Source organism: Streptomyces sp. TLI_053 (assembly GCF_900105395.1).
Taxonomy (GTDB): domain Bacteria; phylum Actinomycetota; class Actinomycetes; order Streptomycetales; family Streptomycetaceae; genus Kitasatospora.
The window spans coordinates 9,285,740-9,307,513 of the sequence record NZ_LT629775.1 but is presented as its reverse complement, the minus strand read 5'-3'; the positions used below and the strand labels follow the sequence as shown (position 1 = coordinate 9,307,513).

At 74.0% G+C, this 21,774-nt stretch carries 21 protein-coding genes; 9 read left to right on the top strand and 12 right to left on the bottom strand.

Features of this window, described 5'->3' with window-relative positions:
* Nucleotides 1-25: 25 nt before the first annotated feature.
* Nucleotides 26-1,597, bottom strand: a complete 1,572-nt coding sequence (locus BLU95_RS38650) for an MFS transporter (protein ID WP_093864125.1) — start codon at nt 1,595-1,597, stop codon at nt 26-28.
* Between the two features lie 196 nt (nt 1,598-1,793).
* Nucleotides 1,794-2,768: an AraC-like ligand-binding domain-containing protein gene (locus tag BLU95_RS38645; protein WP_093864124.1), complete on the bottom strand. Its 975-nt coding sequence runs from the start codon at nt 2,766-2,768 to the stop codon at nt 1,794-1,796.
* A gap of 317 nt (nt 2,769-3,085) precedes the next feature.
* On the opposite strand from BLU95_RS38645, the gene BLU95_RS38640 reads away from it, so the two are divergent.
* Complete coding sequence (locus BLU95_RS38640) at nt 3,086-3,445, top strand: cyclic-phosphate processing receiver domain-containing protein (RefSeq protein ID WP_231978113.1); 360 nt, start codon at nt 3,086-3,088, stop codon at nt 3,443-3,445.
* A gap of 19 nt (nt 3,446-3,464) precedes the next feature.
* On the opposite strand, the gene BLU95_RS38635 is transcribed toward BLU95_RS38640, so the two are convergent.
* Nucleotides 3,465-4,553: an alpha/beta fold hydrolase gene (locus BLU95_RS38635; RefSeq protein ID WP_093864122.1), complete on the bottom strand. Its 1,089-nt coding sequence runs from the start codon at nt 4,551-4,553 to the stop codon at nt 3,465-3,467.
* Between the two features lie 126 nt (nt 4,554-4,679).
* Here BLU95_RS38635 and BLU95_RS38630 point away from each other — a divergent pair, with 126 nt between their 5' ends.
* Nucleotides 4,680-5,405, top strand: a complete 726-nt coding sequence (locus tag BLU95_RS38630) for a TetR/AcrR family transcriptional regulator (protein WP_093864121.1) — start codon at nt 4,680-4,682, stop codon at nt 5,403-5,405.
* A gap of 165 nt (nt 5,406-5,570) precedes the next feature.
* Nucleotides 5,571-6,965, top strand: a complete 1,395-nt coding sequence (ptlI, locus tag BLU95_RS38625) for a pentalenene oxygenase (RefSeq protein WP_231978112.1) — start codon at nt 5,571-5,573, stop codon at nt 6,963-6,965.
* Nucleotides 6,966-7,014: 49 nt separating this feature from the next.
* On the opposite strand, the gene BLU95_RS38620 is transcribed toward ptlI, so the two are convergent.
* A complete protein-coding gene (locus BLU95_RS38620; protein ID WP_093864119.1) occupies nt 7,015-7,542 on the bottom strand; it encodes a CGNR zinc finger domain-containing protein in 528 nt (175 codons plus the stop codon).
* Between the two features lie 26 nt (nt 7,543-7,568).
* Here BLU95_RS38620 and BLU95_RS38615 point away from each other — a divergent pair, with 26 nt between their 5' ends.
* Nucleotides 7,569-8,918, top strand: coding sequence for an MFS transporter (locus BLU95_RS38615; RefSeq protein WP_093864118.1), 1,350 nt, complete (start codon nt 7,569-7,571; stop codon nt 8,916-8,918).
* A 116-nt stretch (nt 8,919-9,034) separates the two neighbouring features.
* On the opposite strand, the gene BLU95_RS38610 is transcribed toward BLU95_RS38615, so the two are convergent.
* A complete protein-coding gene (locus BLU95_RS38610) occupies nt 9,035-10,132 on the bottom strand; it encodes a baeRF3 domain-containing protein (protein WP_093864117.1) in 1,098 nt (365 codons plus the stop codon).
* Nucleotides 10,133-10,469: 337 nt separating this feature from the next.
* Between BLU95_RS38610 and BLU95_RS38605 the strand changes: the two genes are divergently transcribed.
* The 3 genes from BLU95_RS38605 (at nt 10,470) to BLU95_RS38595 (ending at nt 12,337) form a co-directional block, all read left to right on the top strand.
* Nucleotides 10,470-11,369: a GNAT family N-acetyltransferase gene (locus tag BLU95_RS38605; protein WP_093864116.1), complete on the top strand. Its 900-nt coding sequence runs from the start codon at nt 10,470-10,472 to the stop codon at nt 11,367-11,369.
* 216 nt (nt 11,370-11,585) lie between these two features.
* On the top strand, nt 11,586-11,891 hold the full coding sequence (locus BLU95_RS38600; protein ID WP_093864115.1) for a hypothetical protein: 306 nt from the start codon (nt 11,586-11,588) through the stop codon (nt 11,889-11,891).
* A complete protein-coding gene (locus tag BLU95_RS38595) occupies nt 11,888-12,337 on the top strand; it encodes a hypothetical protein (protein ID WP_159425200.1) in 450 nt (149 codons plus the stop codon). Before BLU95_RS38600 ends, BLU95_RS38595 begins: the two co-directional genes overlap by 4 nt.
* A 22-nt stretch (nt 12,338-12,359) precedes the next feature.
* Here the strand turns inward: BLU95_RS38595 and BLU95_RS38590 are convergent, their stop codons facing one another.
* The 3 genes from BLU95_RS38590 to BLU95_RS38580 all read right to left on the bottom strand — a co-directional run bounded on the left by BLU95_RS38590 (nt 12,360) and on the right by BLU95_RS38580 (nt 14,767).
* On the bottom strand, nt 12,360-13,148 hold the full coding sequence (locus tag BLU95_RS38590; protein WP_093864113.1) for an HAD hydrolase family protein: 789 nt from the start codon (nt 13,146-13,148) through the stop codon (nt 12,360-12,362).
* A 76-nt stretch (nt 13,149-13,224) separates the two neighbouring features.
* The gene (locus BLU95_RS38585; protein WP_093864112.1) at nt 13,225-13,911 is read right to left on the bottom strand and encodes a M24 family metallopeptidase; all 687 of its coding nucleotides are present in this window, start codon (nt 13,909-13,911) and stop codon (nt 13,225-13,227) included.
* Nucleotides 13,912-13,990: 79 nt separating this feature from the next.
* Nucleotides 13,991-14,767 carry a class I SAM-dependent methyltransferase gene (locus BLU95_RS38580; protein WP_093864111.1) on the bottom strand — a complete coding sequence of 259 codons (777 nt, stop codon included), beginning with the start codon at nt 14,765-14,767 and terminating at the stop codon, nt 13,991-13,993.
* A gap of 276 nt (nt 14,768-15,043) precedes the next feature.
* On the opposite strand from BLU95_RS38580, the gene BLU95_RS38575 reads away from it, so the two are divergent.
* Entirely contained in the window at nt 15,044-15,427 is a 384-nt protein-coding gene (locus BLU95_RS38575) for a gamma-glutamylcyclotransferase family protein (RefSeq protein ID WP_093864110.1), read from the top strand.
* 61 nt (nt 15,428-15,488) lie between these two features.
* Here BLU95_RS38575 and BLU95_RS38570 read toward each other — a convergent pair whose 3' ends face one another.
* The 4 genes from BLU95_RS38570 to BLU95_RS38555 are packed head-to-tail and all read right to left on the bottom strand — an operon-like array spanning nt 15,489 to nt 20,366.
* Entirely contained in the window at nt 15,489-16,958 is a 1,470-nt protein-coding gene (locus BLU95_RS38570) for an ABC transporter ATP-binding protein (protein ID WP_093864109.1), read from the bottom strand.
* Nucleotides 16,955-17,815, bottom strand: coding sequence for an ABC transporter permease (locus BLU95_RS38565; RefSeq protein WP_093864108.1), 861 nt, complete (start codon nt 17,813-17,815; stop codon nt 16,955-16,957). Before BLU95_RS38565 ends, BLU95_RS38570 begins: the two co-directional genes overlap by 4 nt.
* Complete coding sequence (locus BLU95_RS38560) at nt 17,812-18,810, bottom strand: ABC transporter permease (RefSeq protein WP_286158607.1); 999 nt, start codon at nt 18,808-18,810, stop codon at nt 17,812-17,814. The genes BLU95_RS38565 and BLU95_RS38560 overlap by 4 nt, the downstream gene beginning before the upstream one ends.
* Nucleotides 18,807-20,366, bottom strand: coding sequence for an ABC transporter substrate-binding protein (locus BLU95_RS38555; protein ID WP_093864107.1), 1,560 nt, complete (start codon nt 20,364-20,366; stop codon nt 18,807-18,809). The genes BLU95_RS38560 and BLU95_RS38555 overlap by 4 nt, the downstream gene beginning before the upstream one ends.
* Before the next feature lie 383 nt (nt 20,367-20,749).
* Between BLU95_RS38555 and BLU95_RS38550 the strand changes: the two genes are divergently transcribed.
* The gene (locus BLU95_RS38550) at nt 20,750-21,739 is read left to right on the top strand and encodes a TauD/TfdA family dioxygenase (RefSeq protein ID WP_093864106.1); all 990 of its coding nucleotides are present in this window, start codon (nt 20,750-20,752) and stop codon (nt 21,737-21,739) included.
* The last annotated feature ends 35 nt before the right edge of the window (nt 21,740-21,774 follow it).

The window sequence follows — 21,774 nt, the reverse complement described above, 5'->3', positions numbered from 1 at the left end:
CCGCGCGGCCGGAGGCACGCACGGCTCAGGCTCCGCCCTCGCGACCGCTCGGCGGGGACTTCTCCCGGTCCGACGCGGCGACCTCGGCCTGCACACCCCGGCGGAGGCCGACGATCGCCACCAGCGCGGCCACCGCCATGATGGCCGACATCCAGTGGAAGACCGTCTGGGTGGCGTGGGCGAAGTCGTCCCGGAAGAACTGCGGGATGTCCGCCGCTCCACCGCTGCCACCGCTCTGCGTCTGGACCTGGGAGAGGTGGGCGGCCGTGGCTTCCGCCTGCTCCCGCGGCAACCCCTGGGCCACCAGGGAATCGGTCAGCCGGGTCCGCAGGTCGGTGACCAGGACGGTGCCCAGTACCGCCAGCCCCAGGGCGGCGGCGTAGTTGCGGACCGTCTGGGTGATCCCGGTCGCCTCGCCGTAGGACAGCCGCGAAGCCCGGTTGACCGCGTCCGTGCTGGCGGGCGAGAGCATGAAGCCCATGCCCGCGCCCGCCAGCACGACGTCCCACTGCTGCTCGCCGAAGCTCAGCGAGGTCACGTCGCCCGCCCACAGGTGGAACCCGATCGCGGCCAGGACGCACCCGATCACCACCGGGCGTTTGGCGCCGCCCCGGTCGAGCATCCGGCCGCCGATCTGCGAGGCGATCACGAAGCCGATGAAGAACCAGAGCAGGAAGACGCCGGCCTCCGAGGCGGAGTCGCCCAGCGCGATCTGCGCGTACTCGCTGGAGAAGAAGAACACCGGGACGAAGACCAGCATCGAGATGCCGAGCACCAGGTTCTGCACCGAGAACGCGCGGATGCGGAAGATGTCCACCTGGATCAGCGGCGACGCGGTGCGCTTCTCGACGAGCACGAAGACGACCAGCAGCGCGACCCCGGCCGCGATGCAGATCCCGATCGCGGGGTCGGACCAGCCCCAGACCTGGGACTGCTGGAACCCGAAGACGCTGAGCGCGACACCGCCGGCGATCAGGGCCAGGCCCCGGTAGTCCATCGGCGCCGGACGGCTCTCCGTCACCGGCTTGGAGATCGCGACCAGCACCAGGGCGACGGCCGCCACCGGCAGGTTCACCCAGAAGATGGCACGCCAGGTCCACTCGGTCAGATAGCCGCCGAGGACCGGTCCGATCGCGGTCAGACCGCCCGCGATCCCGAAGAACAGGGCCAGCGCGCGCCCCCGCTCGCGCAGTTCGAAGTTCTGCACCACGATCGCCAGCGCCGCCGGGAACATGATCGCCCCGCCGAAGCCCTGGACGGCCCGGAAGGCGATCAGCCAGGCCTCGGCCAGGCTCCCGGTGGGCGTGAGGCCGCAGCAGGCCGAGGCACCCGCGAAGACCAGCACACCGAGCACCACCATCCTGCGGTGGCCGACGGTGTCCGCGAGCCGGCCGCCGAAGGCGAAGAACGCCGCCAGGGTGAGCAGATAGGCGTTGACCGCCCACTGGACGCCCGTACTGGTCAGCTTCAGCTCGTACTGGATGTTCGGCACGGCGATCGACACGATGGTCTGGTCGATGAAGGTCATCGCGACGGCGAAGATCATCGCCGCCAGCACCAGGTAGCGCGAGGATCCGCCGGCGGGAGCAGCGGCCATCACTGTGCCTCCGGGGTGCGTCCGCCCGTCGGGTGCCGACGGACCACCTGTGGGGCGGGCCGTTCGCAGTCGGACGGGCCCGGATTCCTGCCGTTGGTTCGGCGAGTCCCATGCTAACCACCGGCCCGGGGCGACGCCTGCCGGGCACCGGCACCCGCTCTCGCGCTCGGGGTTCCGCCCCGGCGGCCCGGTGCGGTCAGCGCTCCGGAAGCGCGCCCGTGACGCTCAGCCGGCGGTGGTCGCGCGGCGTCAGCCCGTACGTCTCACGGAACGCCCGGCCGAACGCGGACGCGTTCGCGAAGCCCCACCGGGCGGCGAGGTCCCGCACCGACTGGTGGGCCAGCTCCGGCCGGGCGAGGTCGGCCCGGCAGCGTTCGAGGCGGCGACGGCGGATCAGTCTGCTGACGCTCTCCTCCTCGTCCTGGAAGAGCAGGTGCAGCGAGCGCAGGGACATGTGGTGGCGTTCGGCGATCGTGCCGGGCGCGAGAGCGGGGTCGTCGAGGTTGTGCTCGATGAACGCCTTGACCCGCTCGAGCATGGCCCGCGCCCGTGCCCCGGCCTCGACCTCCCGGGAGGCGTCGGCGTGCTCGGCCAGACACACGGCCGCGAGGTCCCGGGCGATCGCGCCCAGCCGCCCCAGTTCCTCCGGCCCGCACTCGGCGGCGTGCTCGCCCAGGGAGGTGAGGAAGCGGACCAGGATCGCCCCCGTCCCGCGCTGGGCGGGGATCCGCCGGGCGAGCAGACGGTCGGCCTTGTCGGGGTTGATCGGGAACTCCTTCCGGGGGATGTGCAGGACGAGGCAGCGGCTGGTCCCGTGCTCGTCGCGCGTCCCGGCCTCGAACGGCCGCGAGGTGTCCCAGAGCACCAGGTCGCCACCGGCCGGCCCGGAGTCGGTGCCGCGCTGGGAGATCCACATCGGGTTCTCACCGGAGACCAGGGCCAGCTGGTACTGCTCGGGATCGCTGCGCCGGGTCAGGGCCGCCGGCCGGCGCGAACGCAGCGCCGGGTGGGTGTGGATCGACACGTCGACCGGGCCGAGGCCCAGGAAGGCCGCCTCCGCCTCGAAGTCGCCGGCCTGCGGGCTGCTGACCGTCACCGGGACCACGCCGCGGGAGACCGTGTCGGTGAACCACTCGAACCGCTCCGCCGCCGGCATCCCCGCGTTGGACATCGTCGACCACACCGGCTGACCCCCCGTCACTCCCGGCCCCACGGCGGCCGCGCCCTCGGCCAGTGTAGTTTCCGCACGTCACCGGCCTGTTCGCGACCCGTCGTCCGGCTGCGGCGCCCGGGAGCGCCGGGTGCCGACGCCCCGTTGGGGATCGTCGCGCCCACCGCCGCGGCGATGCGCTCCTCGGCCGTCACCCGTGCCGGGACGGCAGCTTCTGCCGCGCTCACGACCCCTCCCCCGTCGAACCGTCGAACCGACGCTGATGCACTGATCAAATTGATGTGCGAATGTCACGCTACCTTCCGCACAATGATCCGGTGAAAGACATTTCCGCCGCGCCCGGACCCGTCGTCCTCGGTGTGGACGACCTGCGGCCGCTCCCCCAAGCGACCCGGATCGCCCGCACCAGCCGGGAGGGCGTCCGGCTCCTGGAGGAGCATCGTGACCGCTACGTGGACGAGCTCTGGCTCGACCACGATCTCGGCGGCGACGACACCGTCATGCCGGTGGTGACCCTGCTGGAGCAGGCCGCCTTCGACGGGCGGCCGTTCCGGATCGGCGAGGTGCTCGTCCACAGCGCCAACCCCGTCGGCGCCGCGGCCGTGGTCCGGTCGCTCACGCGCTGGGGCTACCGCGTCCGCCGGGCGTCGGCCGAGGGCCGATCCGGCGGGGCCTGACGGTCCGTACGCCGCGGTGTCAGCAGCTCGCGGCGGGCTCGCGGTCCTCCACGACCACGGGCCGCACCTTGGCCAGCATCAGCTCGAGGAAGCGGTCGGGGCGACGGAAGGAGGCGAAGTGCGCGGCGTCCTCGATCAGGGCGAACTCCTTGTGCGGAGCCCGCACGTCGTCGAAGAAGCGCTTGGCACGGTCGGCGGGGGTGAGCACGTCCCGGTCCCCTTGGAAGACGAAGAACGGGAGGTCGAAGGCGGTGCCGTCGGCCCAGTCGTCGAAGCCGGCGGTGGCGGGCAGGATCCGCGCGGAGAGCTTCATGCCCCTGCCCAGGTCGCCGAGGTCGCCGAGTGAGTGCAGCGGGGAGAGCCAGAGCGACTTCATGACCACGGACTTCATGGTGGCGAGGGTCAGCGGGTCGCTGCTCGCGGCGATCTTCGCGTAGGCCCCGTACTGCTCGGCGGTCCACGTCCGGGTGTCGGTGCCGAGCGCCTCGATCACGGCGAGTTCTTTGTGCTTGCCGGCGCCGCGCAGCCGGGCGAGCAGTGCGCGGTGGGTGGTGTCGTCGCGCCCGGCGTCGTGGATGTTCTGGTCGGTGCCGACGTAGGCGGAGTAGAGCTCGGGGTGCCGGCGGGCCAGGCGCAGCCCGAAGACACTGCCGAAGGAGTTGCCGAGCAGGACGACGCGGTCGACCCCGAGCTCGGCCCGGAGGTGACGGGTGACCTCGACGGCGTCCTGGAACATCCGGTCGAAGCCGATCTCGCCCTGGCCCGCGGCGCCGGAGCGGCCGAGGGTCTTGCCGGTGCCGCGCATGTCCCAGCGGACGACGGTGAAGTGCTTCTCCCAGGCGCGGGTGCGCGGGCCGTGGATCGCATTGGAGGCGCCCGGGCCGCCGTGGATCTCCAGCACGACCGGGTTGCCCCGGTCCTCGCCGCGGACCGAGATCCACTGCTCGATCCCGCCGATCCGGACGAAGCCCTGCTCGTCGATGCCGCGGGGGCTGTCGATCCGCATCAGGCGGGCGCCGGCGGCCTGCTTGAGCCGACGGTGACCGAGGGCGCCCGCGACGGGCGTGGCGAGGGCGGCGGCGGAGGCGAGGAGAACGGTGGCGAGCATGAGCGACCCCTTGAACTGTGTATCGAGTAAGCAATTGAGTTTATGTTATACACAGTTCTGAAAGAGCGTCAACGCCGACGTCGACGCAACGTCGAAGGCACCGGATCCGGCGAGGAGCAAGCACACATGGCGGCGAGCAGGGAGAAGAAGCGCGACCCCCGGGCGAGCCTGGCGCTACTCTGGGGGGAACAGGATCAGCCCCGGCGCGGCCCGAAGCCCTCACTGACCGCGGAGCGCATCGTCGTCGACGCGATCCGGATCGCCGACACCGAGGGCCTGGACACCGTCTCGATGCAGCGCGTCGCGGCCGAGCTGGGCGTCACCACCATGGCCCTGTACCGGTACTTCCCCGGCAAGGCCGAACTGGTCGACCTGATGGTCGACTCCGCCCTGGGCACGCCTCCCGCGAGCGTCCGCGACCCGGCCGGCTGGCGCGAGCAGCTGACCGAGTGGGCCCGCCAGTGCTGGGCGCTGTACCGCCGGCATCCGTGGATCCTCACCGCCACCGCCGTGCGGCGCCAGCTGATGGGCCCCAACCAGCTCGCCTGGCTCGACGCCGCCCTGGCCGCCCTCGCCCCGACCGGACTGACCCCGGCCCAGCAGCACGACACCTTCCTCCTGGTGATCGGCCACATCCGCAGTCTCGCCCAGCAGCTCGTGCACGCGGACGAGGAGGGCGAGGCGGAGTGGAACCGGCTCGCCGCCGAGGTGCTGGAGCGCCACGGACACCGGTTCCCGGCCCTCGCCGCGGCCATCGACGCCGGTGCGTTCCACCCCCAGGGCGACGACCCGCTCGACTTCGGACTGGAACGCATCCTGGACGGCGTCGCGCGCCTGATCGAACGGTCCTGATCGAACGGTCCTGAGCGTCCGCCGGGCCCGGGTGTCCGCCGGTCCCGAGCGTCCGCCGGGCCGCCGGACCCGCCGGGCTTCACCCCGCGCCCCGATCGGCCGATGCAGTACCCGGGGCAAACCGCCGAACGGGTGCGGTGCGGTCCCGGGGACGAGGAGGAACGCGTGGCGGAGCAGAGGTTCGTGGTCGGGACGGCCCCCGGAGCGGTGCCGGGAGCCGGCCACGCCTGGCAGATGATGCGCAGCCCGGTCCGGTTCATGACCTCGCTGGCCGCCCACGGCGACCTGGTGCGGATCAGGATCGGCCCGTCCACGGCGTACGTGCCGTGCCATCCGGAACTGCTGCGCCGGGTGCTGACCGGCGACCAGGTCTACGACAAGGGCGGGGTCTTCTACGACCGGGCCCGCGACGTCGCCGGCAACGGCCTGGTCACCTGCCCGTACCGGGACCACCGCCGGCAGCGGCGGCTGATGCAGAGCGCCTTCACCCGCCCGCAGCTGCAGCACTACGCCGGGGCGATGCACGCCGAGATCGAGGCCACCACGGCACGCTGGCAGGACGGCCAGGTGATCGAGGCGTTCCCCGAGCTGTACGGGCTGGCGCTGCGGGTGGTGGCCCGCACGCTCTGGTCGACCGCGCTCGACGAGGAACTGACCCGGGGCGTGGAGCGGGCCTTCGACACGGTGCTGAACGGGCTGTTCCGGCAGATGTTCCTGCCCAGGTCGCTGCGCCGTCTGCCGACGCCGGCCAACCGGCGCTACCGGGCGGCGCTGCGGCAGCTGCACGAGGTCACCCAGCGGCTGATCGCCGGGTACGAGGGAGCCCCCGGGTCGGCGGCCGGGGCGACCCCGGACCTGCTCGGCGCGTTGCTCGCGGCCCGGGACGAGGACGGCGGCCGGTTGAGCGACGCCGAGGTGCACGACCAGGTGATCACCGTGATGGCGGCGGGCACCGAGACCGTGGCCGCGACGCTGGTGTGGGCCTTCCACCGGCTGTCCCGGCACCCCGAGGTCGCCGAGGAGCTGTACCGGGAGATCGACACCGTCCTCGGCGGACGCCCGGTGGGCTGGGAGGACCTCCCCGCCCTCCCCCTGACCGGCCGGGTGGTCACCGAGACCCTCCGGCTCCACCCGCCCGGCTGGCTCTTCACGCGTCTGACCACCACCGGCACCGAGCTGGCCGGCGTCCCGCTGCCGGTCGGCTCCACCCTCGTCTTCAGTCCCGCCGCCGTCGCCCGCGATCCGGAGGCGTTCCCGCGGCCGGACGAGTTCCGCCCCGACCGCTGGCTGCCCGAGGAGGAGTCGCCGCTCGCCCGCCAGGCGTTCACCGCGTTCGGCGCCGGGGCCCGCAAGTGCCTGGGCGACCTGTACGCGCGGACCGAGGCGGCCCTCGTCCTCGCCACCGTGCTCTCCCGCTGGCGGCTGGACCCGGAGCCGGACGCCGATGTCCGCGCCGTCCCGCTCGCCACCGTCTACCGGCCGCGGCGGCTGCGCCTGCGGCTGTCGGAGCGGGAGCCGGTGCCGAGCCCGCGCGCGGACCGCACGGGTGTGCCGACCTGACGGGCAGGGGTGCGACGGCGCCCCCGGTCCGCGGCGCCCGGGCGGGCGGTCAGGCGGCGGACGGGTGGTTCGCCCGGTGGCGGCGGACGGCGTCGCGGTTGGCACAGCGCTGCGAGCAGTAGCGGCGCCGGCCGGTGCGGGTGGTGTCGGCGAAGATCGTGTCGCACTCCGCGACGGCGCACCGGCCGAGCCGGTGCATGCCGCGGCCCACCAGGTGCAGCGCGGTGCCGACGCCGATCAGTGAGAACAGCAGGGCACCGAGCGGCAGGTCGTCGTCCCGGTAGTGCAGGTGCCAGCCGTCGCCGGTGTGGTCGGTGAGCCGGGGGTGGGCCGTGCCGGCGGCGAGCATCAGGTTCAGTCCGGCGGCCCGCTCGCGCTCGTCGGTGGCGTCGACGACGGCCTCCCAGGCGTCCAGCACCGCGTGCACGTGTGTCAGGTCGTCGGCCGCGAACGGTCCCTCGACCACCAGTCCGGCCGCACGGCAGCGGTCCACCAGTTCGTCGACGCTCCTCGGCCGCTCGTTCGCCAACTCGGCGGCCAGGTTGACGGCGTCCTCGCCGTAAGGGTTGAGATGCATAAGACCATTACAGCAGTCTGATCGGCATGAGTCATCACGCCGACGTCCGGGGCGGGCCGTCCCCGCTGCCGTACCGCTGGACGGTCCTCGGGGTCGCCACCTTCACCCAGGCCGCCTGCTGCTTCTTCGTCCAGGGAATCGGGGCGATGGCGGTACCCCTGCAGAATGCGCTCGACCTCAGTACGACGCGGCTGGGGCTACTGCTCTCGGCCTCCCAACTGGTGCCACTGATAGGTCTGTTGGTGGCGGGCGAGCTGCTGGACCGGTACGGCGAACGGTGGGTGGTCGGCATCGGCGCCGGGGTCGTCGCCGTCGGCCTGCTGGCGGGGAGCCTGGCCCAGGGGTACGCGTCACTGCTCGTGGTGCTGCTGGTCGTCGGAGCGGGGTACAGCACGATCCAGCCCGGCGGCAGCAAGTCGGTGGCGGCCTGGTTCGAGCCCTCGCGGCTCGGGTTCGCGATGGGTGTGCGGCAGGCCGGGCTGCCGCTGGGCGGGGCGGTCGCGGTGGCCGTGCTGCCGCTGGTCGCCGCCGCGGCCGGGTGGCGGGTCGCCGTGCTGGTGGGCGGGCTGGTCGCACTGGCGGGGGCGGTGGCGTTCACCGTGCTCTACCGCCGCCCGCCCGGGACGGTCGCGGGGCGCCCGGCGAAGCCGGTGCCGGCCGCGCCGGCGACGGCACCGCTCGGCGACCGGCTGCGGCTGTTGCGCGAGCCCGCGACGGTGAAGGCGCTGCTGTCGGGTACGGCCATGGTCTCGGTGCACAGCGGCATCGGCGTGCTCGGCGCGCTGTACCTGCACGACGTGACCGACCTCGGGGCTGGTGCGGCGGGTGCCGTCCTGGTGGCGGCGCAGATGGCGGGCACGGTCGGGCGGATCGGGCTCGCGGCGTGGAGCGACCGCAGTCGCGCGGGCCGCTACCGGCCGGTCCTGGCGAGCATGCTCGCGGCGGCGGCCGCGCTGGTGGCCCTGGCGACCCCGCTCGGTGGGCATCCGCTCGCGGCCGCCGTGCTCTTCGCCTGGCTGGGCTTCTTCGGGATCGGCTGGTACGGCCCCTGGGTCGCGCACCTGGCCGAGGCCGCCCCGCCCGGCCGGACCGGCTTCGCGCTCGGGCTCGTGATGGCCGTCAACCAGGTGGCCGTGATCCTCGCCCCGCCCGCCCTCGGCCTGCTGCGGGACACCACCGGCGGCTACAGCGCCGCCTGGATCGCGCTGGCGGCGACGGCGACCGGGACGGCGGCGGCCACGGCCCGACGGGGACGCGGGCCCGGCGCCGCCGCATCCACTGCGCCACCCCGGGGCACCGAGGCCGCCCGCACCGATGCCGCTCCGGCGCCCGGTGCGAGCCTCGCGGGCGGGACAGCGTCCCGGCCGACGGCCTGAGGCAGCGGACCGCGCGGGCCGACCGGGCCGGCCCCCGACCTCTCCTCGGCCCGGCCCCGACCTCTCCCCGGCGCGGCGGCGGACGGACCGAGGAGGGGTCGGGAGCCGGGGGCGGGTCAGTACCGCAGGTCGGCGGCGATCCGGCCGGCGTCCGAGAGGGTGCCGTCGGGGACGAAGGAGACCTGGGCGCCGGTGTCCAGGGCGCGCTCGATCACCTCGTCGACGATGTCCTCACGCGCGCCCGGCTGCTCGGCCTCGGCGGGCACCAGGTGGTCGCCCTCGTCGCGGACGGTGAGCCGGAAGTTCTCCTCCACCACCAGCTGGGCGACCCGCCCCTCGGCGACGCTCTGCCAGACCTCGTCCAGCCCGGCCGCGAAGGCCTGGCGGCCGCGGGCCTTGTCGAGGCGGGCGAGGGCGTCGGAGACCCCGGCGTCCGCGTGCGCGCGGACGGCGGGCTCGACCACCTTGCGGACCGTCTCGGCGTCCGCCTGGGCGAGGCCGCCGTGCGGGATCTGCGCGGTCGCGCCGCGGACGATCGGCCCGGCGCCGTCCAGCAGGGCGAGGGCCGCCGCCTCGCCGACCACGTACAGCGGGCGCGGGTCGGCGGCCAGCACCTTGCCGAGCTCGGTCTCCGCCTGCCGCAGGAAGATCTTGGTCTCCTCGTCCTGGAAGGTGCTGGGCTTGTCGCCGATCCGCTCCTGCCGCTCCGGGTCGGGGTTCTCGTACTGGCGCACCAGCGGGAAGCCGTGCCGGGTGTCCTCCGCCACCCGCTCGCTGTTGCCGCCCCACAGCAGCACCCGGTCCGCGGCGAGCGCGAGCACCCAGTGCGGCCGCTCGGCCGCCTGGGCGGCCACCAGGTTGCGGGTCAGGAAGGTGTCGGACAGCACCACCCGGGCGGGCGCGGTCCGGCCCAGCGACCAGACGTGGTGCTCGCCCGGCGCGACCAGGATCGCCAGGCCCTCCTCGGCGTGCACCAGGTCGACCTCGGCGAGCGCCCGGTCGAGCTGCTCCAGGACATCGATCCGGACGGCGCGGGAAACCTCCGGATCCTCCTCGATCCGCTTCCTCGCCGCGGCCGCGAGGGTGCGCAGCCGGACCGGGTCCTGCGCGTTGTCGGGCTCCCGGCGGTGCGTGGGCATCAGGACCGACACGGCCGGGTACGGCCTCGGGCGGCGCAGCTCGGCGAGGACGGCGGGGGTGAGAGCGGGGTACATGGGGGCCCTTTCCGAAGGCGGTCAGGCCTTCTGCGGGTGGACGCACACATCATGGATTTTGTCCCAATCATCACCAATTTACCCATTGGCGGGATGCGTTGTGGGACCTCGCGCGTCCGTGCCGCCGCGGGCCGTCCTCCGCCAGGTGGCCGGCCCGGGAAAATCCGTGGACGGACCGACGGACGATCACGTACGGTGGCGCCACGCCGCGAGACGAACGGAAGGAGGCGAGTGCCGTGCAGTCCATACCTTTCCAGCGCTCCCTCTCCCGCTGTCCCGGCGTACTTCGTCAGTCCTGACCGGGAGCGCTCACGCAGCCTGCATCCCGGAGGAATTCATGACCGGTACGGTCATCCGCACGCTTTCCGCGAGCGACACCCACCTGTTCGACGCACACCCCGACCCCCTGGGCGCCCGCGAGGGCCACCGACGCACCACGTTCCGCCCCGACTGGAAGCGTGTCGCCCTGCGCGGCGGCGAGGTCGTCGCCCGCGGCGCCTGGTGGGGCGGCCCGGAGGACGCGGAGCCCGTCAACATCAACTGGTTCGACGTCGCCGAGGGTCACGAGGAGGCCGGGGCCGAACTCCTGCGCTCCGCCCCCTGGCAGGTCGAACTCGAGATCAACCTGCCCGGCGACTGGCGGGAGCGGGCCGAGCCGCGCTCCGCCGCCGAGGCACGCTTCAGCGCCGCCCGGGCCGCCGGGTACGAACTCCTGGTCGAGCGCTTCCTGTACCGCTGGACCCCGGAGTGCGGCCTGCCCGAGCGCCCGGGACGCCTGCGCTTCGAGGCCGAACCCGACGACGGTGTCTTCTTCGAGGCCCTGCGCCGCATCCACTCCGCCACCCTGGACGCGCACGCACTGAAGGCGATCGCGGAGGGCGGCCTCGACCGGGCCGCCCAGGAGGAGCTGGACTTCTTCCACTGGTGCCCCTCCCCGCGGGAGTGGTGGCAGACGGCGCGGACCCCCGACGGCGAACTCGCCGGCATCCACGTCCCCGCCCACAACCCCTCCGGCCCGACCATCGGCTTCATCGGCGTCCTCCCCGGGCACCGGGGCCGCGGCTACGCCTACGACCTGCTCGCCGAGTGCACCCGCACCCTGGTCGAGCACGGCGCCGAATCCATCACCGGAGCCACCGACCGAACCAACCACCCCATGGCCGCGAACTTCACCAGGGCCGGCTTCCCCGTCGTCAGCGAACGCGTCAACTTCCGTCCGCCGGGCCGAACGGCCTGACGCGCGGCAGCACGCGGCGTGCGGTCCGGGCACCGGGGTCCGGCCCGGACCGCACGCCTGGGCACCGGAGTGCCGAGGTACTGAGGTGCCGAGGCGCCGCCGGAACGGATCAGGCGGATCCGGATCGGGGGCCGCGCCCGGTGGCGGCGGTCACGGTTCGGTGACCGCCGGTCGGATCCGTTCCGGCGGTACGGCCGGGGCGGGATCCTGGGGTGCATGCGGGAGAGCCGGTGGGTGGCGCAGATCGTGGACGGTGACCTCGTCCGGGCGGCGTCGTACTGCGGCCTGACGCCGGTGCTCGATGTGTGGCTGCGCTCGCACACCGGGTTCGCCGGACGCGCTGCGGCCGTGCTCGGCGCGCCGGTGTCGGCCGGCGCGCTGGTCGGCCTCCTCCTGCATGCGGACCGCACCGTCCGGTACCCCGGCGGGGTCCACTCGCGCACCCGCGCCCCCGTCCGGGCCCGGACGGGGGCGCGGGAACACCACTCACAGCACGCCGGCCCGCAGAGAACAGGATCATGATGCCGCTGATCGAACCCGCTCCTCCCGGCAAGGGGGCCCCTGTGGGGCTCGCGGTCGCCGCGACGCTGCTCACGCTGATCGGCCTCTACGTGTGGCCGTGGTGGCCCTCCGGCTTCTCGGACCCGACCTTCCTGGAGTTCCGCCGGGAGTTCACGGACGGCCCCCCGGCCGTGACCTGGTGGGACACCGTGTACTTCAGCTGGTTCCAGTACGGGTACCTGGTGCAGACCGTGTCCGTGCTGGTACTGCCGTTCACCGTGGCGCGGGACGACCGCCTGCACTGGTTGTCACTGGCGGCCGTGCTCACCTGCGGCTGGCAGCTGGCCGGTGTGCTCGGCAGCACCGTCTTCCACACCACGCCCGCGCCCTTCCTGGGCCCGCTCGCCGGAATCCTCGCCCTGATCGGCTGGCTGCTCGGCCGCCGGAAGGCGCCCCGCGTCGGGTAGCCCGGCAGAGCACGGGCGGGGTTCAGCGGCCGGTGGTGCCGGCGGCGGCCCGGGCGGCCTCGGCGAGCAGGGAGATCTCGGCCGCGACGGCCGCCGGGTCGGCGGGGACGGTCGTCCCGGCGACGGTGTCCAGGCCGGGGTGGGATCCGACGCGCACGGCCCGTTCGGCGTTGCGCAGCAGGTCGAAGTCGTTGATGTCGTTGCCGAAGGCGGCGTAGTCGGTGATCCCCATCGACGTCAGGGCCTCCCACTTCGTCGTCGAGCCCGGCGCGAAGTCGATGATGGCCTCGTCGAGGTGGTGGTTGACGGTCAGTCCCAGACGGCGACCGGCGTCGGCGAGGGCCGCCAGGTCGGAGGCGCCGACCACGAGGAACTTCACCACCTCGGGGAGCTCGTCGAGGTCGACCCGCCGGGCCAGCCGGCCCTGGTCGACCCGACCGCGGATCGGGTGGTCCTCGGGCCCGGTGTAGGCGTAGTCCCACGGACCGTCCGCGAGGTAGCTCGCCCCGTAGTGCCCGACCGCCTCCATCAGCGCGCCGAACGCGCCGGCCTCGAAGGCGGCCCGCGCCCTGACCCGGCCGCCGACCGAGACCAGACTGCCGTTCCCGCCGATCAGGGTGGCGGCCGGGAAGGCGCCGTCGAGCACGGGAAGGACGTCACGGACGGGCCGTGCGGAGGCGAACACCAGCCGGTGACCGGCGCGTTCGCAGGCGTCGATCGCCGTGAGGATCCGCTGATCGATCGTCCGGCCGTCGAAGCAGAGCGTGCCGTCGATGTCGAAGACCACCGTACGGGCGTCAAGATTGATCATGGTCGGATCATATCCGGACGAACCGGATGGACCCGACGAACCGGGCGGCCCGGCACCGCCGGAGCTCAGGCGAAGCTCAGGCGAGGTCGAGGAGTTGCTCGTAGAAGCCGCCGAAACCGCGCCGCTCGTCGACGAGGTGGACCTCCAGGATCCAGTGGCAGCGCCAGCCGGCCCGGTCGGTGCGGCGCAGCGGGTGCTCGTTGTCCGGGGTGATGTAGGACTCGGCCTTGGCGCCGTCGACGCTCTCGTGCGGGAACTCCCCCACCAGGTGGCCCGCGTGCCAGCCGCCCAGGGCCCAGCCCCGTTCGGCCGCGAGCCGCTCGACGTGCGCGTACAGTTGACGGCCAGTCACGTCGGGATCGGCGTGGAAGGCCGCACGGCCGCCGTCGAACACCGCGGCCAGGTCGTCCCGCAGGCGGTGCTTGTGCGGGTCCTCGCCGAGGACGAAGGTGCGGCCGAAGTCCGCCTCGTACTCCTCGAAGATCGGGCCGAAGTCGGCGAACGCGATGTCGTCCTCGCCGATGAGCCGGTCCGGCGGGTTCTCCTGGTAGGGGAACAGCGTGTGCGGGCCGGAGCGGACGATGCGCTTGTGCCAGTGCTTGGTGGTGCCGAACATGTCGTTGGCGAGGTCGCGGACCAGGTCGCTGACCTCGCGTTCGCCGCGGCCGGGGGCCACCAGGCGGCGCGTCTCGACCTCGGCGAAGAGGCGTTCGGCCTTGGCCTGCGCCTGGACGAGCCCCAGGGCGCGCAGCTGCTCGTCCATCCGGTCGGGTTCTCCCACGGTGCCGTTCCTGTTCCTGAGATCGGGTGTCACGGGGTCGGGTTCGGGGTCCGGGTCGCGCTCACGGGGTCGCGCGCACGAGGACGAGCGACCCTTCGTAGGCGGCCCGGGTGCGCAGGTGGCCGAAGCGGCGTTCCCACTCGCCGGACTCGAGATCCCGGCGGAGCCCGCGGTCGAAGCGTTCGCGCACGCCGTCGTCGACGAAGCTCCAGGCCGAGCAGGCCTGCCGGGCGGCGGGGTCGAGCAGCATCTCCGGGCGGCCGTAGTACGCCTCGTTGAAGCCGTCGGTGCAGTCGAGCGGGATCGGGACCGGCCGGACGGTGACGCTGCCGCCCAGGGCGGCGGCCAGTGCCTCGATCGGGGGGTAGCGGCGGGCCTCGGTGTCCAGCACCTCGGGCGCGTACTCGTGGAGCCAGAAGTCGCGCACCAGCCGCGGGTCGCAGGTCAGCACGACGACCGGGCCCTTGGTGACGCGCCGCATCTCGCGCAGGCCCGCCGCGACGTCCTCCCACTGGTGGACGCTGAACAGCGTCATCGCGGCGTCGAACACCCCGTCCTCGAACGGCAGGTCCCCGGCGACGGCGTCGACGGCCGGGGCGAGGTGGGCGGGGCGGCCGGCCCGCATGGACGCCGACGGCTCGACCGGCGTCACGACCCGGGCGGCACTCTCGTAGGAACCGGTACCGGCGCCGACGTTGAGCACGGTCAGCGCGCCGCCGAGGGCCTCGGCGATGACCTGCGCCACCCGGCTGTCGGGCCGGCGGTAGGAGGAGTAGCCGGACCCGATGGCGCCGTAGTCGACGTCTCCGGCGCTGCCGTCCCGGGTGCGTGCGTTCATGACTCCAGGCCTCCTTCGGTCCCGACCGGGTGCCGCGAGGGCCCGGGGCCGTTCTCCCCGGCTCCGCCAGCCCCGTGGGAGAATCTTGCATCCGCGAGGGCCGATAAGTAAAACACCTGGCAGATGCTTGTCATTTCTTCCAAATGACCAGCAGATGCGATGCCGGTGAATCGTGTTCCCCTCCGAATCGACCGGGGCGGACCCCGCCGCCGGTGGCGGCGGGAGGAAGGCTCTAGGATCGAGGCCCCGCCTGCACGACCCGGAGGTCGCGAACCCATGTCCGGAACGGCAACCCAGCGTCTCTTCTCCTACGGCACGCTGCAGTTGGAGCAGGTGCAGCTCAGCAGTTTCGGCCGGCTGCTGGAGGGACGGGCCGACGCCCTGCCCGGTTTCCGGCTGACCACGATCGAGATCACCGACCCCGCGGTGATCGCCGCCAGCGGCACCGACCGGCACCCCCTGGTACTCCCGTCGACGGAGGCGGGGGACGCGGTCGGGGGCACGGTCTTCGCGATCACCGACGAGGAGCTCGCCGCCGCGGACGAGTACGAGGTCGACGACTACGCCCGCCACGAGGTGCTGCTCGCCTCCGGTACCACGGCCTGGGTGTACCTCTCCGCCGGGTACGCCCCCGCCACGTACGACCCCGCCGGGAGCTGACCCCGGCGGGCGCTCACCCCGGCGGGAACCGACGCGCCGCACCGCGCAGCGCGACCCCGGCTCAGGCCCGGTCCGGCACCGGCGCCCCGGCCGGCCCCCGTGGCGTGTCGGGGTACGGCTCCGCGCCGCCGAGCGGGAGAACGGTGTCGGCGTGCGCGGAGACCAGCGGAAGGTCGTGGCTGACCAGGACGATCGCCAGGCCCCGCTCGTCCCGCAGCCCGCGCAGCAGCGCCATGATCCCCTCGGCCGTACCGGCGTCGAGGGCCGAGGTGATCTCGTCGCAGAGCAGGACGTCCGGTTCGGCGGCCAGGGCGCGCGCGACGGAGACCCGCTGGCGCTGCCCGCCGGACAGTTCGTGCGGACGACGGTGCGCGTGGTCGGGGGTGAGGCCGACCGCGGTCAGCAGCTCCGCGACGCGCTCCTCGCACCGGTCCGCGGCCGTGGCGAAGTGGAGCTTCAGCGGCCGGGCGAGCGTGGCACCGACGGTGCGGGCGGGATTGAGGGCACCGAGGGGGTTCTGCGGCACCAGCTGCACGCGCCGTCGCTGCTCGCGGCTGCGACGCCGGTAGGTGGGGGCGAGCGCTTCGCCGCCGAGCAGCACCCCACCGGCCTCGGGGCGGTGCAGACCGGCGAGGCAGCGCAGCAGGGTGGTCTTGCCGCAGCCCGACGGGCCGGTGACCCCGGTCAGGGTGCCGGGGGCCAGCCCGAGGTCGAGGGCGGTGAGGACCTCCCGGGCGGCGCGGCCGGTCCCCACCCGGGCGGTGAGCGCGGCCACCTCCAGCACCGGCCCGGTGACGCGCTTCACCACGGGTCCGGCGGCCGCCGCCGGGGCCGCCCTCCGTGCGGCGGGCACCGGGAGGTGCGAGGGCCGCAGGGCGAGGACCTCGTCGGCGCAGCGCGCCACGAAGTCGGGGTCGTGGCTGGTGAGCACGACGGCGAGACGGTCGCGGTCGGCGAGGTCGCGAAGCAGGTCGGCGATGTCGTCGCGCAGGTCGGCGTCGAGGCCGGCGGTGGGTTCGTCGAGGAGCAGGATCGCGGGCCTTCGGGCCAGGGCCCGGGCGAGGGCGACCCGCCGCTGCTGGCCGCCGGAGAGCGAACCGGGGCGGCGGTTCTCGAGCCCTTCGCCGACCGGCAGGCGGACCGCCCGGAGCAGTTCCGGCACGGAGGCGGCGCGGCGGTCGGCGGCGGTCTCGGTGATGATCCGTCCGACCCGCATCCGGGGGTTGAGGCCGGAGCCGGGGTCCTGGCCGACCAGGGCGAGCCGGTGGCGGCGCAGTCGGCGCAGTTCCGCCGGGGGGAGGGCGAGGATGTCGTGGCCAAGGACGGTGAGGTCCCCCGCGGCGACCCGCGCGTCCAGGGGCAGGGCGCCGACGAGGGCGTGCAGCAGGGTGGTCTTGCCCGCGCCGGAGGGGCCGGTGACGGCGGTGACCCGGCCCGGGACGAGGGCGAGGGTGGCGTCGGTGAGCAGCGCGGTGCCGTGCAGCGTGACGGTCAGTCCGGTGGCGCGGGCGGCGGTGGTGGTGACGCTCACAGCGGGGTCTCCGGGGTGGGGCGGGCGGGGGCGAGGGCCTCGGCGGCGAGGTTGACGCTGACGGCGAGCAGGCCGATGGCGAGGCAGGGTGCGCCGACGGCCCAGACGTTGAGGGTGAGTCCGGCGGCGTTCTCGCGGATCATCAGTGCCCAGTCGGCTTCCGGCGGCTGGGGTCCGAGCTGGAGGAAGGCGGCGACGGAGACGATGTAGACGCCTTCGACGAAGCGCAGGCCGAACAGTGCCAGCACGGTGGAGCGCAGGTTGGGCAGGACCTCGCGGACGGTCAGGTGCCAGAGGTTCTCGCCGCCCGCCGCCGCGGCCTCGACGTAACCGGCGGTGGCGAGGGGCGCCGCGGCGGCGGCGACGATCCGGACGGCGTAGGGGATGCCGAGCACGGTCGCCGCGGTCGCGACGGCGAGGCGTCCGCCGCCGGGCCAGGCCAGCGCGACGAGCATGATGGCGAGGACGGAGGGCAGCAGGATCGTCAGGTCGGCGGCGCGTTCGATCCACCGGCCCAGGGCGGGGCGCAGCACCGCGGCGATGCCGAGGGCGGTGGCGACGGCCGTCACGACGAGCGCGACGGCCAGGGCGGTGGCGATCAGGGGTGCGCCGCCGGTGAGGAGGCGGCTGAGGACGTCCCGGCCCAGCTGGTCGCCGCCGAGCGGGGCGTCGCCCCCGGGCGGGGCGTAGGGGAAGGCGACGGGGGTGTCGATCGGGTGCGGGGCGAGGAGCGGCCCGGCGAGGGCGAGGGCGACGAGCAGGAGTGCGGGCACGGCGCGCAGGAGGACCCGGCGGCCGCGTGCTCGGGCGGGGGCGGGGGCGGGGGCGCCGGTCGGACCGGGGCGGACGGAGGTCATCGGTGCTGCTCCCCGAGGGCGGTGGTGCGGACGAGGTCGGCGAGCAGCAGGAGGAGGCTGATGGTGGCGCCGGCCGCGGCGACGACCCCGGCGACGAGCGGGGTGTCGCGGTCGGTGATCGCCCCGGCCAGGACGGCTCCGATGCCCGGGTAGTTGAAGAGGGTCTCGACGACGACGGTGCCGCCCAGCAGCATGCCGGTGGAGGTGGCGATGCCGACGGCGACGGCCGGCAGGGCTCCGGGGAGCATGTGGTGGACCAGGATCCGGCGGCGGGGCAGGCCGTCCAGGACCGCGGCCCGCACGTGCGGCAGCGCGGCCTGGTCGGCGAGCGCGCCGCGCACGATCCGGGTGTTCCAGCCGATCTGGGGCAGGGTCAGGGAGAGCAGCGGCAGCACGATCATCGTCCAGGACTCGGGCCTGCCGTCGGCTCCGGTGAGGGTGACGGCGGGCAGCCACCCGGTCCACTGGGACAGCAGGAGCAGCAGGCCGACGGAGACGACGAACTCCGGCAGGGCGAAGGCCGCGGTGGACAGGGTGTCGACGGCCCGGTCGGTGCGTCCGCCCGGGCGGAGCGCGGCCCAGCCGCCGAGGGCGAGGGCGCCCGCGGTGCTGAGGGCGAGGGCGAGCACGCCGAGCAGGAGGGTGTTGGGGAAGGGGCCGGCCAGGACGTCGGTGACGTGCTGGCCGCGGGCGGTGGTGCCGAGGTCCCCGGTGGGCAGGCCGGTCATCCAGTCCCGGAACCGCTCCGCCACCGGCCGGTCCAGGCCCATGGCGTTGCGGCGGGCGGTGAGGTCGGCGGCGGTGACGCCCCGGTCGGCGGTGGCACCGGCGGCGTCGCCCGGCAGGATCTCGACGGCGGCGAAGACGGTGGCGAGCAGGACGAGGAGCATCAGCAGCCGCCGGGCGGCCTGCCGGGCGACCCGGCCCGCGCCGGGGAGGACGCGGGCCGGGACGCTGCGCGGCGGGTGGACGCCGGCCGGGCGGAGCGCTGTCAACGCGCCAGCCAGGTCTTCTCGAGCTGGACGCGCCCGTACCCGGGGAGGCGGGGCAGGTCGCGAACGGCCGCGCCGGCGAGGTCGATGCCGTCGGCCATGCCCCACAGCAGGTAGCCGGAGCCGGCGAACTCGATCTCCTGGAGGCGGTGCAGCAGCTTGCCGCGCTCGGTGGCGTCGACGGTTCCCATCGCCCGGCGGTAGGTCTCGTCGAAGGAGGGCTCGTTCCAGCCGCTCTCGTTCTGGCCGGCGTCCGAGAGCATCGTCTTGGAGGCGAAGAACACGACGGAGTCGTTGGTGCCCCAGTACGTGGTGTAGAGCGGCGCCTTGAGCCAGGTGGCGTCCCAGAAGATCTTGGAGTCCTGCTTCACCACGTTGATCTTCACCCCGGCCTCGCGGGCCTGGGTGGCGAACAGGGTCGCCGACTCGGCGAGTCCGGCGATGTCCTCCGTGGTGATCAGGTCGTAGGTCTTCGCGGTGTCGAACCCGGCGTCGGCGAGCAGCTGCTTGGCCCTGGCGAGGTCACGGGTGCGCTGCGGCAGGTCCTTGGCGAGGGCCGGGTCGCCGGTGCCGAGGATGTCGTTGCCGACGGTGCCGTAGCCGGAGAGCACCTGCTTGACCATGGCGTCGCGGTCGACGGCGAGCTTGAGGGCCTCGCGCACGCGGGGGTCGGCGAACGGGCCGTCGGCGGTGCGCATCACGATCGGCATCGCCATGTCGTTGGGACGGCGGACGATCTGCACGTCCTTGCGGGCCTCGGCCGTGCGGGCGGCGACGGCGCCGACGTTGGAGGCGACGTCGATCTGTCCGGCGAGCAGGGCGTTGGCCATCGCCTGGGGGCTCTCGAAGAGCCGGACCTCGACGGCGTCCAGGAGGGCCTTGCCGCCGTACCAGTTGTCGTTGCGCACCAGGCGGGCGTTGCCGTCGCGGTACCAGTCGAGCTTGAACGGGCCGGTGCCGGGGGCGTCGGCGATCGCGTCGTCCTTGGTGTCCTTCTTCAGGACGAAGGTGGTCAGCCGGGTGAGCAGCGGCAGCTCGGCGTTGGGGTAGTCGGAGACCAGGACGACGGTCTTCGCGTCCTCGGCGGTGATGTTCTCCGGCTGGATGCCGGGCAGGCGGCTCTTGCCGGAGGGGGTGTTGCGCAGGCGCTTGAGCGACCAGACGACGTCCTCGGCGGTGACCGGGGTGCCGTCGTGGAAGGTCGCGCCGTCGGCGAGGGTGAAGCGCCAGGTCCGGAGGTCGTCGGAGGGCTTCCAGGACGCGGCCAGGCGCGGGGCGGTGTTGGTCGACACCCCGGGTGCGGCGAGGGTGTCGAAGACCAGGCTGAGAATGAGGTAGTCGCTCTCGTTGGCCTGGGTGCCGTGGGGGTCGCGGGTGACGGCGGAGGCCTTGCCGAGCGCGCCGATCTTCAGCGTGCCGCCCGGGCGGGGCTGCTGGGAGCCGGCGCCGGAGGGCGCGGCGTCCGTGGATCCGCTCTTTCCGCTGCTGCAGGCAGCGAGCGCACCGGCCGCCCCCGCACCGGCACCGGCCCACAGCAGCTGTCGTCTGGTGATGCCCACGTTCGTTCCTCGTTTCCGGTCGTGCTCAACTTGCTTAGGCTTACCTAACCTAAGTTCAGGACGGCGTGCAAGCCGCCCGACGGGGCGCACCACCCCCCGCACCGTGCCCCCTGGGCGCATCAACAGGCTTTCTGAGCAGGCCAGTTGGGCACGTGTGCCGGCCGCGCCGGGGCCGAAAACTGAGTCTACGTAAATGTAGACAAGAAGCCGGGTAAGGCTTGCCTTACCTCGAAGTCGTTGTTACGTTTCCTGTCGTCCGGCCGTTCCAGCCGCCCCCGGACCCACCCCCTCACGTCATGTGCAGCTCCCGCCGCCGCCCCACGCCGGCGCGGTGATGCCACATGCCCGCGCCACTTCTCTCTCCCGTCCCCGGAAGGTCCGCCGTGCCCACCTGCCCTGCCCCGGTACGCCGTCTCGACCCCGTCACCGCCGCGGAACTCACCTCCGCCGCCGCGAAGCTGCTGGCCCGCCACGGCTCCGCCACCAGCCCCGCCCTGCTCGCCGACCTGCCCGCCGAGTGCGCCCGGCTGAGCGCGCCGCTGCGCCACCTGCTGCGTCCGGTCGACACCGCCGACGGCCTGTTCGTCCTGCGCGGCCTGGACCTCGACGACACCGAACTCGGACCGACCCCGGGACACTGGTCCACCGTCGCCGACGCCGGCGCCCGCTGGGACGTCGCCCTGCTGCTCGTCTCCACCCTGATGGGCACCCCCATCGCCTGGGACGGCCAGCAGGAAGGGCGGTTCGTGCACAACATCGTGCCCTCGCCGGGACACGAGAGCGAGCAGACCGGCGCGTCCAGCTCCGTGCTGCTCACCCCGCACACCGAGGACGCCTTCCACCCCGGCCGCGCCCACCTGCTGCTGCTGTGCTGCATGCGCAACCACGACGGCATCGCCACCACCGCCGCGAGCGTGCGCCTGACCGGGCTCGACCCGGCCGACCTGGACCTGCTGAAGCGGCCCGTCGCGCCGATCCTGCCCGACGACGCCTACGAGCAGGCCCAGCGGTTCGGCGGCCGCCCCGCCCCGGTGCCCACCCTCTTCGACAGCCCCGAGGGCCTGACCATGCGCTACGACCCCGCCTACACCCCGCTGGAGGAGACCGACCCGGTGTGGCAGGAGGCCTACGAGCGCCTCGGCCGGGAGCTGGCCCGGGTCTCGGTCGCGGTCAGCCTGGAGCCCGGCGACATCCTGGTCGTCGACAACGACACCGTCGTCCACGGCCGGGTCCCCTTCCGGGCCCGCTACGACGGTACCGACCGCTGGCTCAAGCGTGCCTCGGTCCGGGTCGAGGACCGCCCCACCCGCCCGCTCGCCGAGCACGACGAACACGGCTACGGCCAGGCCGCCCTCACCGCCTGGGCCTCCTGAACCGCCGGCGCGACGCCTCCGCCCTTCCGCCTCCG